This is a genomic window from Mucilaginibacter pedocola (assembly GCF_002013915.1).
Lineage (GTDB): Bacteria > Bacteroidota > Bacteroidia > Sphingobacteriales > Sphingobacteriaceae > Mucilaginibacter > Mucilaginibacter pedocola.
Genome location: NZ_MBTF01000034.1, coordinates 364376 through 377446, shown reverse-complemented (window position 1 = coordinate 377446; position 13071 = coordinate 364376). Strand labels below are relative to the sequence as shown.

The 13071-nt window shown below is 45.7% G+C and carries 12 protein-coding genes; 8 read left to right on the top strand and 4 right to left on the bottom strand.

The features are described from left to right. Window position 1 precedes the first annotated feature (1 nt). On the top strand, window positions 2-649 hold the full coding sequence (locus tag BC343_RS22135; protein WP_078349970.1) for a nucleotidyl transferase AbiEii/AbiGii toxin family protein: 648 nt from the start codon (window positions 2-4) through the stop codon (window positions 647-649). Here BC343_RS22135 and BC343_RS31100 read toward each other — a convergent pair. Beyond that, the gene (locus BC343_RS31100; RefSeq protein ID WP_156088768.1) at window positions 646-792 is read right to left on the bottom strand and encodes a hypothetical protein; all 147 of its coding nucleotides are present in this window, start codon (window positions 790-792) and stop codon (window positions 646-648) included. The genes BC343_RS22135 and BC343_RS31100 overlap by 4 nt on opposite strands. 45 nt (window positions 793-837) lie before the next feature. Beyond that, window positions 838-1296 (bottom strand): DinB family protein, encoded by a 459-nt coding sequence (locus tag BC343_RS22130; RefSeq protein ID WP_238381829.1) that lies wholly within the window; start codon window positions 1294-1296, stop codon window positions 838-840. A 105-nt stretch (window positions 1297-1401) separates the two neighbouring features. Here BC343_RS22130 and BC343_RS22125 point away from each other — a divergent pair, with 105 nt between their 5' ends. From BC343_RS22125 to BC343_RS22100, 7 genes are all read left to right on the top strand, one after another. Next, window positions 1402-3126, top strand: a complete 1725-nt coding sequence (locus tag BC343_RS22125; RefSeq protein WP_078349969.1) for an ArnT family glycosyltransferase — start codon at window positions 1402-1404, stop codon at window positions 3124-3126. Between the two features lie 12 nt (window positions 3127-3138). Continuing rightward, entirely contained in the window at window positions 3139-4161 is a 1023-nt protein-coding gene (locus BC343_RS22120) for a hypothetical protein (RefSeq protein WP_078349968.1), read from the top strand. A 63-nt stretch (window positions 4162-4224) separates the two neighbouring features. Then, complete coding sequence (locus tag BC343_RS31095; RefSeq protein WP_156088767.1) at window positions 4225-4398, top strand: hypothetical protein; 174 nt, start codon at window positions 4225-4227, stop codon at window positions 4396-4398. Continuing rightward, on the top strand, window positions 4374-4973 hold the full coding sequence (locus BC343_RS22115; RefSeq protein ID WP_078349967.1) for a hypothetical protein: 600 nt from the start codon (window positions 4374-4376) through the stop codon (window positions 4971-4973). The genes BC343_RS31095 and BC343_RS22115 overlap by 25 nt, the downstream gene beginning before the upstream one ends. Window positions 4974-5134: 161 nt before the next feature. After that, window positions 5135-5854: a DUF2490 domain-containing protein gene (locus tag BC343_RS22110; protein WP_078349966.1), complete on the top strand. Its 720-nt coding sequence runs from the start codon at window positions 5135-5137 to the stop codon at window positions 5852-5854. Window positions 5855-6063: 209 nt separating this feature from the next. Beyond that, the gene (locus tag BC343_RS22105; protein WP_078349965.1) at window positions 6064-6984 is read left to right on the top strand and encodes a DUF58 domain-containing protein; all 921 of its coding nucleotides are present in this window, start codon (window positions 6064-6066) and stop codon (window positions 6982-6984) included. 178 nt (window positions 6985-7162) lie between these two features. Continuing rightward, window positions 7163-8632, top strand: a complete 1470-nt coding sequence (locus BC343_RS22100) for a glycoside hydrolase family 130 protein (protein WP_078349964.1) — start codon at window positions 7163-7165, stop codon at window positions 8630-8632. A 470-nt stretch (window positions 8633-9102) separates the two neighbouring features. Here BC343_RS22100 and BC343_RS22095 read toward each other — a convergent pair whose 3' ends face one another. After that, a complete protein-coding gene (locus tag BC343_RS22095) occupies window positions 9103-11832 on the bottom strand; it encodes a DUF5695 domain-containing protein (RefSeq protein WP_078349963.1) in 2730 nt (909 codons plus the stop codon). A 144-nt stretch (window positions 11833-11976) separates the two neighbouring features. After that, entirely contained in the window at window positions 11977-12873 is an 897-nt protein-coding gene (locus tag BC343_RS22090) for a hypothetical protein (protein ID WP_078349962.1), read from the bottom strand. Window positions 12874-13071 lie beyond the last annotated feature (198 nt).

The following is a 13071-nucleotide window of genomic DNA, read 5'->3' as shown; positions in this document are numbered from 1 at the left end:
TATGCTTTTCTGGAATACTGTAACAAATACTCTAAAATGCACGCTCATTCAGTTAATGGGTTCTGCCGAGTTGAAGGACTTTAGATTGATAGGTGGCACTGCACTCAGTTTACAATTGGGGCACCGAATGTCGGTTGATATCGACCTTTTTACAGATAGTGCTTATGGAACCATCGACTTTGAATTGATCGAGCGGTTTTTAAAAACGAATTTCCCTTATGCGAATGGAGATTTCGGAGGGAACGCCGGGCTGGGCAGATCTTATCTGGTTGGAGATAATTCGTCTTCAGTAGTAAAAGTAGACATTTACTATGCTATGGATCCATTTTTCCAGCCGGTAAAAATGGATGAGAATATACGCATGGCAACTATAGAAGAAATAATTGCCATGAAAATAGATGTAATACAACGCGTTGGCAGGAAGAAAGATTTTTGGGATCTGCACGAAGTTTTAGGCAGGTATACTATCAAGGATATGATAGCACTCCACCGAAAGAGGTATGAGTGGACGCATGACGAAAAACTTATTCGTGAAAACTTAACCAATTTCGATGAAGCTGATAATGAGTTCGACCCCATATGCCTTCAGCATAAAGAATGGGTATTCATCAAAGAAGATATTAAGGAGGCTGTTGCTAAGTCTTCTTAAGTTAAATTGCTGACGGAGTTTACCATCTCTCTAATCATCTCATTAAAATTCTCTACGGCTAAGGGATTGGCGTAGTAGTCATCCCGCCGCGCTTCAATGATTTGAGACTGCGAATCGTTAAGTTCTATTTCTTCGTCTTCCATATTTGCTAACCAAAAGTTCCCCCTTCAGGGGGTTAGGGGGCTTCCTCACACCAACTTCCTCATCCCCATAATATACCCAATATGCAAGCCCTCGTGGAAAGGCAAAAAGGCAATGGCATCTTCTATGCTGGCTATTTGTACGCCGTAGCGGGTGGTCCATGCGGGGTAATTGGTAAATATGCCGGCCTGGTAATCTTGCTCTAATTGAACAAGGGTGTTCTCTAAAAGCGACTTTATCTCATCGAATTGTTCCTGTCCAATGTAGCCTTCGGGTTTGCTGTCGGGTTTGTAGGCATTGAAGAAGCTGTCGCTTACGTGCACTGGCAGGCCTGCACGTTTGTAGCAAACACCTTGCTGGGCGGCTACCATATGGCCAAGGTTCCATAAAATGTTATTGTTGAACCCGGCGGGGATGGTATTCAATTGATCGAGGCTGAAGGCTTGCAGCGTTTCCAGTATCTTCATACGGGGCTGGCGCATTATGTCTATCTGTTTGGCTATCATAATTCAAATATTCGATTTTTTAAATGAATACTACAGGTGTTTCACTAAAATAATGGCGCATTGGGCTAACGGCATTTATTTTACCTTTGCAGCATAATTTGTTCCATGGCCAATACTGCAACCCATCCCGCACAAAGCAATAAACCCATTTGGTATTTCATTGCCTGCTGGACGGCCCTGAACCTGCTGCAGGCCTATGTGCTGGAAATACATGGCGACGAAGCCTATTATTGGCTCTATGCCCAAAAGCCCGACTGGGGGTATTTTTATCACCCGCCCATGATGGCGGTATTCATTAAAATTGGCTACACGCTTTTCCACAACGAGTTTGGCGCAAGGCTGGTAGCTGTGCTTACCAATAGCCTGGCGCTTTACCTGCTATGGCTCATCGTAAAAAAATATGCCGTAACGGCCAAATGGTTTATCCTGCTGGTATCCTGTGTGCTGATCATCCATGTTTACGGCTTTACCACCACGCCTGATGCACCGCTGTTTTTCTTTGCGGTGCTGTTTTACTACCTCTATCAAAAATATACAGAGGAAGATAGTTGGCTTACCGCCTTGCTGATAGGCATAGTGGTTGCCTGCTTGCTTTACAGCAAATACCATGGGGTGCTGCTGGTGGGCTTCACGGTGTTATCAAACTTGAAATTATTTAAGCGTCCATCATTTTACCTTGCGATAGTGGTGGGTTTAATATGTTTTACGCCGCACATTTTATGGCAGGCCGCGCGCAATTTCCCGGCGGTAAATTACCAGTTGTTCGAGCGCTCATCCGACAAAACGTATAACATCTCGCTTACCACCGAATACCTTGGCGGGCAGCTGTTATTGGGAGGTATATTGCTCAGCTGGTTTCTGTTCTACAAAGCGTTCCGCACAAAGGCTACAGATACTTTTACCCGTGCATTGATATTTAACGCCATTGGTACCTTCGGCTTTTTTTGCGTAAACACTTTTTTTGCCAATGTTCAGCCACATTATACACTTATTGGCTTTATCCCGCTGGTTACTTTGGCGCTCATCAATTTGCAACGGAATAACTACCATCCTAAATGGCTGTTCAGCCTCACTATTGTCAACATTGCGCTTATTTTGGTTCTGCGGATATCGCTGGTGGCGGGCTTCCCCTTTGTGAAGAAAATTATCGCCCTGCGTACTTATTTCGGTTTCCGCGAATGGGCGGCAAAGGTGCATGAGAAGGCAGGCGATGCATGGATGGTAATGGACGATGGTTTCCAAAACCCCTCTAAATACGATTTTTATAACCATACGCTAAAAGGCTTTGCTTACGATTCGCGGTACTACGGGCGCACCATGTTCGATATTTGGCCCATGGAAGATAGCTTGCAGCATAAGCGTATTTATGTTGTATCAGCCGGTCCGCTGGATGGTTATAAAAACGATACCATAAAAACCAAGGATGCCGGCGCCTGGTACGGCGTTTGGGTAGACGATGCGCGCACTTACCAAAAAATAGCCATTGATACCAAAACGCAGCAGGTTAAGCTACATCCCGGCCAGAAAGTGGAATTTGACTTGCAGATAACCAACCCTTACGGGCACGATGTTAATTTTACCAACTTGGGCTACAAGCACCCGGTTTACCTGGAAAGCTGCTTTTTTACCGGGCCAACAGATATTGCGGATGTGCAGCCCGCCGGTGCCGATTTTAACAATATCAGCCTGAAGCCGGGCGCAACAGCGGCATATCATACCTCGGTAGTAGCACCCAAAGAGAAGCGCACGTATTACCTGATGTTCTCGATACGTACCGAGCCTTTTCGCGGCAGCAAGAACAGCCGCCTGATAAAATTTATAGTGGAATAATAATTTGATACCATGCACAAAAAGATATACCTGTTTTTAGTTACTGTTTTAATTGCCCGCGCCGCTGCCGCCCAAACGGTAGATATACATTTTAACGGCTCGGTGTTTTTTGATAACAGGGAGTATAAAGAATCGCTGATACGCTCGCGCACCTACTCGGGCACGCGCTTGGCTTTAGACGTTGGGCTGAATTTGGATAGCGCCAACCGCTTTGTATTTGGTGCCAACGGCTTGCACGAGTTTGGTGCCAAACCATATTTTTTAAAGGTGAACCCGGTAGCCTACTTCGAGCATAATGGCAAAAACTGGTTGTTCAATGCCGGTATGTTCCCGCGCGAAGGTTTGCTTACCGATTATCCGCGTGCCTTGTTGAACGATACGTTGCGGTACTTCCGCCCCAATGTAGAAGGTTTATACGCCCAATACCATGTGGGCAATTTTAAACAAGCCGTTTGGATAGATTGGACAAGCCGCCAAACCGATACCGAACGCGAGCAGTTCCTGTTTGGCTTTTCGGGCAAGTACCAGCCCTTTAAAAAAGGCCCGCTTTACGTTGCCGATTATTTCTTTTTACTGCACGATGCCGGCCCCGCCATCCCCATTCCTGATGACCACATACGCGATAACGGCGCCATACAGTTAAAATTGGGTGCGAACTTTAGCCATAGAACCTTCCTCGATTCATTAAATATCGAAGCAGGTGGCATGATGTCGTTCGAGCGGGAACGTAATGTATCGGGTTTTAAAAAACCTGCCGGCTTTGTTGCCAATGCCTTCTTAAGTTACAAACGCTTTGCCCTGTACGATGAGTTTTACAAAGGCGACGGGCATGCCGTGGCTTACGGCGATGCTTATTACCAATACAAAACCTACAACAGGCTGGATATTATTTACACGCCATTTTTATACAAAGGCCTAACCGGTCAGTTTATTTTGAGCTTCCACCAAACGCCGTTTAGCAGCGGTAGTAACCAGGAAGCCTTCAGGTTATCATTCGACCTGGGCAGGAAACGAATAGCGAAATTTAAGGAGTAACAAACCCAACATATGTTGTAGATTATAGTTATATTTGTTAGAGGCTATTAATTTTAACTTCCCATGAGCGATAAAGAAATAAAGTCTGTGGCTCTTTCGATTCGAAAGAATGGGAAGGAGATTGCCAGAGATAAATCTAAGACAACAGCTTTCCTAAAGAAACTCGGTATTTTAACTAAAGCCGGCAACGTTTCAAACGCATACAAGGAGATATGTATTCCGATAGGTCAGGATTAGTACTTGGCTTTCATGGATGCGACATCGAGCTGCGGGATAAAGTAATATTAGGTCAGGAACAACTAAGAAAAAGCACCAATTCATACGATTGGCTCGGGCATGGCATATACTTTTGGGAGAATAGTCCCGCAAGGGCTCTCGACTTTGCCGAAGAACTACAACGGAATTCTAAAAAGCGCACCCAGAAGATAAGTACTCCTGCGGTACTTGGCGCAGTGATCGATCTAAAGCATTGCCTCGACCTTACTGAGTTTTCAAATCTGCAAATTCTAAAAAGTGGGTATGAAACACTAAAAGATCTTTTGGAAACAGAAGGCTTACAACTACCTGAAAATTTAAAAATTGGAAAATCGAACGAGTTGCTGATGCGACATTTAGATTGCGCAGTAATTGAAACTATCCATAATAATAACGAACCATCAAATCGTTATGATTCCGTAAGAGGCATGTTTACTGAAGGTGAATTTCCTTACCCAAATGCAGGTTTCAAAGAAAAGAATCACGTTCAAATATGCATAAGAAACCCCAATTGCATAAAAGGATTCTTTCTGCCACGGTTTAATGTCAAATTTTAAGACCTTGCCTTATTTACACAAAGTTGCGCGGCTTTAAAATTTAAGGATCAATTAACATCTAAAATGTTATTTTTGATGGCGTAAGCCAACAACAAGCTGTGCCCCCCACGCTTAGGCTTAACCATTAACCATGCGTACTGGCTGCGCGTACCCGCTATTTTATGAAGAAGAAATTATTACAGCTTTCGCTGCTTTTTACGCTTTTGGCGCCCTGTAAGCTATTGGCGCAGGATAACCAATTTTCGGGCTGGGCCGCCCTGTTCCATACACAAAGGTTTTCGCAGCACTGGGGCATGTCCTTCGACGGGCAGTTTCGCTCTGCCGACCAGTTCGATTACTTACGGAATATATTACTGCGCCCATCAGTAAACTATTACTTCGCCAATAATAAAATAGGCGCATTAGGTTATGCTTATGTAACCGCAAACGGGCGCACGGGAACGGGTGCCCATACCTTCCGCTCCGAGAGCCGAATTTGGGAGCAATTTATCTACAACCATAAAATAAGCCGTAACGCAACTTTGCAGCACCGCCTAAGGTTAGAACAGCGCTTTCTTGGCAATACATCAGCAACCGCCAACGATAGTTATTTCGCCCAGCGCTTCCGTTATTTTGCCCGTGCGGTTATCCCTTTCAAAAGCGATTCGGTATTTACCAAAGGCCCGTTCTTTGCTTTGCAGAATGAAGTTTTCCTGAACGTGCAGAACAAGAACAAAGTAAACAAACACTTCTTCGACCAAAATCGTGCTTATGGCGCCATCGGTTTCCGTTTCAGCAAAAAGTTCGATGCCGAGGTGGGGTATCTTAACCAATACACCAAACAGGCCACTGCTTACACTGTAAACCATGTGGTGCAAACTGCGTTTTATACAAGGTTTTAGGCGCTTTTCTTAGCTGAATAGCTATGCCGTCCTCCATCACATTAATGTGACGGCAATGAAGTTGGGGTACTCATTATCCATGCAACCAGCAAGCGCCCCACTTTCATTGCCGTCGGTTTTAACCGACGGCTGAGCAATGCATGCCGAAATATTTCGCTTCCGCGTGCGTTTGTATTTAGCGTTTCACAACGAAACCACTACCTTAGCGTATGCCTCAGTTAAACACCAACCAACACGTACGCCAATTGGCCAATCTGGAGCTGCTTGCCCGGCAGGTTGTTGAAGGTTTTATTACGGGGCTGCATCAAAGCCCTTTCCATGGCTTTTCTGTTGAGTTTGCTGAGCATAGGTTGTATAACAGCGGCGAATCGGTAAAAAATATCGATTGGAAACTGCTTGCCCGTACCGATAAATTGTTCGTAAAACAGTTCGAAGAAGAAACCAACCTGCGTTGTTATTTACTGCTGGATACCTCCTCATCCATGAATTTCCCGGCAGAGGGCACCAGCAAGCTGCAATTCTCGGTTTATGCCATTGCCTCGCTGATGTACCTGTTCAAGAAACAACGCGATGCCTTCGGGCTTTGCCTGTTCTCTGAAAAAATGGACTGGATGAGCCCGGCGCGCTCTACATCGGCGCACCTTTTTTATTTGTATGCCCAGTTAGAGAAGGCCTACAACAACCCTAAAGCCAATACCGCCACCAATATTTCTGCTGTGCTCCATCACTTGGCGGGCGAGATACACCAGCGCTCAATGGTTATCATCTTTAGCGATATGCTGGAGAATAGCCTCAACCCGCAAAAAACTAAGGACCTGTTCGCTGCCATACAGCACCTTAAATACAAAAAGCACGAGGTGGTGATTTTCAACGTTACCAGCAAACAAAAAGAGCTCGATTTCGACTTTGATAACCGCCCGCACCATTTTGTGGATATAGAAACGGGCGAAGAGGTGCGCGTGCATCCCAATAAAATCCGCGATAGCTATATAGCCTCTATTAAAGAATACCGCCATCAACTGGAACTTAAATGCGCCCAGTACCACATTGATATTGTGGATGCCGACATTGAGCAGGGCTACACCAATATCCTGAACGAATACCTCATCAAACGCAACCGAATGCTTTAACGGCTGATAGTTTCAGATTTGTTAAACAATTCCATGTCTCAACGCTTTTACTAAAAGTTTTAACGCGCAATAGCCTTAGCGCGGTCATTTGTTAATGAAATATCACTTAACGGTGATAATTGAAATTAAACAGATCAATTAAGTACGAATTGCGTTTTTCAATTAAACTATTTTTTAGATGAGACTTTCCATAGAAAGAAAACCAGTAAGAGTAAATCCGGATCCGAAACGTGTTATAGCAAGATTCTTTTTCAACGGTAACGACCGCGCTAAGGAAGTTTTACAACGGGTGATGAACATCAGCGAGGATGTTGCCTTTGGCATTGTGTCGCCGTTGTTGCAGGAGTATTCTAAACGCCACCGTAATATTACCCGCGTTTTAAACCGCCATTGCAGCAAACTGAAACCCTTATTTGAGGAACTGGGGATAGATTTTGATGCGCTTACCGTATACCGCAAACTACTTATCGGTTCGTACTTTACGCACGAGTATTCTATCGAGTCGGCAGCATTCTTTAACCCATCTATTGTGGAAGACCCCGACCAAACCGAACTGGAAGACGGGCAGCGCCGTGTAATCATCAGCTTCAGGGCAGTGGGTGAGGGGCACATCTCTTCCATTACCTTCCGCCGCGCCATGATAGATAAGGCCAACAACATTACCGTATTGCCGGCAGGTAGTTATATAGATGAGGCGGAGATAGTGCGTAATGCCGTTTACAACAAGAAACTCTTCTTTGATAAGGCTGCCATCACCCAGATCAATATCGATATCCTGAACGAACTGGAAGCCAAACTCGATCATCATTTCGAATACTCTACCCTGCGCCGCATCATTCTTGATTCGCAGAAGTTGCAGGAGAGCGATATGAAACGTCTGGAATACGACAAGGTACTCTGGTTGGCAGATTCGTACTACGAGATCGTATTTTCGCTGGATACTGATATTTCCGACCGCGTTATCTTCCCCATATCTGAATACGAGCGTAAGGGTATCGAAGATGCGCGCTTTGTGAAGTTCGTGAATGATGACGGTACTTCGGTTTATTATGCCACCTACACGGCTTACGATGGTGCGCTCATCATGCCCAAGCTGCTCCAAACCACGGATTTTTATAACTTTAAGATAATGCCGCTTTATGGTGCCGGTGCGCAAAACAAAAACCTGGCACTATTCCCGCGTAAGGTGAATGGTAAATACATGATGATAAGCCGCATAGATGGTTGCAACAACTACATCATGTACTCGGATAAGATAAACATTTGGGAGAAACCCGTATTACTGCAAAAACCTACGTTTACCTGGGAGTTTGTGCAGATAGGCAACTGCGGTTCGCCGATAGAAACACCCGAAGGCTGGCTGGTGATCACCCACGGCGTTGGCCCTATGCGCCGCTATGTGCTTGGAGCAAGCCTGCTGAAACTGGATGATCCCGCTGTAGAGATAGGCCGCCTGAAAGAACCTTTATTAATCCCAAACAGCGATGAGCGCGAGGGTTACGTACCTAACGTGTTATACTCTTGCGGGGCTATCATTCATAACAATAAACTCATAGTACCTTACGGTGTGTCGGATTCGTCAACGGCGTTTGCGGAGGTGGATCTGGATGAGCTTTTAAATAAACTGAAGGCTGATGGGGTGGAATAACCGTTGGCGCTATTTAACCGCAAAGTTCGCAAAGGATTTGCGAGGTGGTTAGCGCAAAGAAGCGCAGAGCCTTGCAAATTGGTTAATAAGTTTTCACGCAAAGATTCTGTGTTGATTACCAAATGATTTTTTACTTTTGCTATTCAAGGCGGCATCAAGCCAGCCTCATTAGGGCAGCCCATTTACTTGTGGCTGCTCTAACTATTTTGGTTCTCTTCTATTTGCTTTTTTATATATCCCTTTCGTCACCGCAGGGTCTCCTGATAAGGGACCCTGCGGAAGCGGATGTTTTTTTATTGACGAAATGCCATTCAGATGGATAAGCTCAGTAGGCGGCCGTGCGTTTGTCTCGTTCCATCGCAGGGTCCCTTATCAGGAGACCCTGCGAGAACATTAAAGAAAAGTTTTGCCTTCTAATAAGCATACAAAGCTCTGCGTTTCTTTGCGTTTTTTCTTTGCGCCCTTTGCGGTTAATTCACTACCATGCTAAGCTCTATAGCTTTCGGTCCCAATGGTACCACATAAGCCCCTCGTTCCATCGCCACTTTCAATTTAACCAGTTTGCCTTTTATCGTTTTCTCTATCCGTAAAAATGCTTTCGAGGTAGATGCATCCGCCGCATTTAAAGTAATAGTTACTTTGCCTGTTGCTGGATTATAAGCAACCGTTTTAAAGATACCGGCATCTAATGTTAGCCATAAACCGGCAGGCGCAATAAATACCCGTTGTGCCGATGCTGTAGTTACCTGCACTTTCACAATACCTTTTTCTACAGACAAATCCCCGCCGAAGGCCAGCCAGCCCATGTTTTTATCATGCGTAATGTAGGTTGCCGAGTTTACCGCATAGCCAAAAAAGTTCGGCCCGTAATCGCCGGATAGGCCATCTATTTTTAAGGTGGACGGGTAGGAGTGGAATGCCGCCGGGCCAAAGCCATCCTGCGTGATGTTAGATACCGAACCCAGTAAACCGCCGTAGCCTACGCGCAGCAGGTAAAGGTCGGTGGGGTGGCTGCGGTATTCGGTTAGTACCGGTATGGCATTTAAGCCCGAGCCATAATGGTGCAGTTGCCGCTCAATGCGCGATAATTTACCACCGTACAGAAAGTCCCAGTAACGCCTTGCCGAGCCGTTATAGCCCCAATGTGGCACCGTGGGCATGTAACCCAATATGGCATTAATGGTAACCGAAGCTTTATCGTTATACCCAAAGTAACTCGACCACGCGTACACTTCTTCCTGCCCTGTGCTATCCCAAGGCATTTCGCTGCCGAAAGGGTATTGCAAAGTATCCCAATGTTGGGCGCGTTTGCGCATTTCGGTTTCTAATAGCGCTGCTTTGTCGCTCCAACCTTCGGCTTTCAAGTCCATAAGTAACAAGAAGAATACTGTGCCTTCCATCTGCCCGAATTGTGCGTAGTAAGGTGCTTGTTTTACCATGGCCATGGCGGTTTCGTAGCTGTTATTGAGGTAGAACTGCCAGTCGTTTTGTGTTACCAGCCCGGTGTAATTGCGCGCGAGGCGGTACATTACCCAATGCGCCGCGGTTACGTGCGGGTAGTTATATGAGCGCCCTACATCGTTGGCATCTTTATGGCTCCATGCGGCCCAGGTCTTCCAGTTAAGGCTGTCGCTATAAATGCCTTTGGGTATCGAATCGGGCTGGTAGTAAAACACACTTTTCTTTACCCCGTATTTTTGTGGCCCATCGGCATGTTGTATGTTGCCAAACAGGGTGTGATCCACAAATTGCTGCAGTTTGGCTATTTCGGCTTTGTCGGGTTGCACCAATTGTTTAATCATGGCACCCAGCCAACTGCCTGCCCCGCCCTCGTCGCTAAGCCCGGCTATCCATACGCGGCTATCTTGGGTTACCTGTTGTTTCTTATCGTAATCGTAAGTTATAACCGATGGGTTGCGGTGGAAGGTGTCCGGTTTATCGAACCATTGCTGGTTAGTGAGGAAATGCCCGAAGTCCTTCACCAGCTCGCGTTCGGGTTTTATTACTTTGTAGCTAATAGTTTGGCAAAGCCCGTCGGCATAAGTGATGGTTAGCCTGGCGCGGCCCCATTGCAAGCCTTTCACCCTGTAGGCCTGCAGTTTTTTATCTTCTGCCAAACCCGGGGTAATGCTGAGCGCACCTGCAGGTTCTACCTGTATCGACTTTACCTTGCTACCATAGTTCAAAAACAATTGCGCATTGGTACCTTGCGGCAATACATATCCCGGTATACCAACGGCAACAGGGCGGTGTTGCTCAATTAGTTTCTGTTCGATGCCCCTGATAGTGGGCGATAATACAAATTGCAGGCCATACTCTACCGTTTGGCCGGGCTGTACTACCGCTGAGGTGGGCTTGTTCCAGGGTTCGGCTTTTTTCCATTCATTTTCAGCGTAGGCCTTGCTGTGTATCATCCACTCATGAAAGCCTTCAAAATCGATGCCTTTAGGCGTTGGGTCGTTCAGCAGTGGGTTGTAAGCCTCAAATGGCGAATGTCCGTAAGGCAGCACCAATAAGGCAGGTCCTTTGCCACTCAGGCGGGTAGCTTGCAGGTAACCGGCATCGCGGCCGATGTAGGGGTCGTAAAACACGTTGCGGGCATGTGCCTGTTCCAGTTCTTCGCCCTGTAAAATATTATTGAAGATCAAAGGGATACCCAGCGAGCCAATTTCCACAGCTTTAGTGCCGGTGTTGGTCAACCTGAAAAGTAATACCAGATTGCCGTTCACCTGTTTCCAATAGCGTTGTACTTTTAGCGGGATATTTGCGGGAAAGGTAGGCGCGAGGTCGGCAGCGGCTAAAACGCCGGTTTCGGTACTTTTAAGCGTGGTTACGTCTGCACGGTTTGCGGCGCTGCTATAGCTCACCCAAGCAGTATCGCTGGCGGTTTTAAGTCGCAGGTTAATATCGCCTAAGTGGTAAAGCCCGTTGCCGCTGCGTTGCGCCAAACGTGCGCCGGGGGTGTAATCAAAGTCTTTTTCAGTAATAGGCTCCAACACAGCTACCGTTTGCGATGCTTTTACCAATTTTAGCCGAAAGGCCGGTGTGTTAAAGCTGGAATAGCCTTGCTCTAAATGCAGTGTAGATGGTTTTTTCTCCAGGTTTTTCCATGGGTCTTGCGCGAATGCCTGCTGTACGGAAAGTATCGCAACCAAAAAGTATAGGAGGAAGCTAAAACGGAAAAAGTAGGGGAAACGCATATTACATTAAGCTGGTTTGTGTAATGTAAATGTAGTTGATAAATAAGAGGGGAGTAATAGGAATTTCCCTGATTATGGCAGAATATTACCTGGATATTTGTTGTTAAGCTATATCGATGGGGTAAATTTTACCTTGCCTATCATCTATTTCCCATACTTCCTTATTTTCTTGATAACATACCGTTCAAAAATACCGATGGCCCTTTCTCTTGCATCGCCTTTTTGTTTTAGCTGCACGTAATTATTCAGGCTGAGTAGTTTAATTTCTGAACGTGCATTGTCGCCAGAGATATTGATCTTCGAAAACATGGTGCGCAGGCGGATGGTGTCGGCATCTTTCAATTGTTCATAGTCGAGTATCTGCGCCAGCGTATCTTTCTTTTTGCTGAAGGTAATGGTGTAGTAAAAAATATTGGCCTTACTGTCAAAATCTAAGCGGGCGGTATCGGGCTGCATCACCCCTGAAACTATGTTTCGGTTGAAAGTGTAGGTTTGCATATCCTTCACATAGTCCAGTTGCAGGGCATTAATGCGTGACACTAATTCGCGTTTGGAGAAATTGAAGCTATAAGTTTTGTTGATGTTAGCGAAAGTGGTGTATTTGCCCTTTGGCATGCTGGTGGCCACAAAAGCAAAGGCTGCTGTTACCATAATGGCATGCGTTAGCATAGGCTTTAATTGGTAAGTACTGCTTTGGTGGAAAGCATAATATGAAACTGGTAAAACCAATAACGCCCAACAGTCGCTCAAGTCTACAACGCGGTTAACGGGGATGCCGATACCATTAATGCTATCAATCAGCGGTTGCGCCAGCGGTGATTTCCAAAGTATAAATACCAATGCTGTCCCGATGTAAATTCCATGTTTTCCCCTAAGCCAAAACGTGCTCAAAAAGAAAGGCAGCGCAAACAAGCCCGCAATGTCCGACAGTTTGCCCGTTAATGCGTTATGAAAGGCATACTTAAAATACCAGTCGTTCAGCAGCAGGGTAATTACCGCGGCCACAAAAAACGGGTTGGCTAATTTTTGCTTGTTGTGCATGGGTTTATACAAAGCAAGTTACAAAATATCGGCTATAAATAAACAAACAGGTTGTGTATGAATTACCGAACAAAAGCTGAAACGCAAATTTTCGCTGTGCTGTATTTAAGGCATTTAACTTTTTTATTCGGGTGCGGAGAGGGGGCTTGTTACAGGAATATTAATGTGGGTTCAAGTTTTTTAATGTTTAATTAAGCA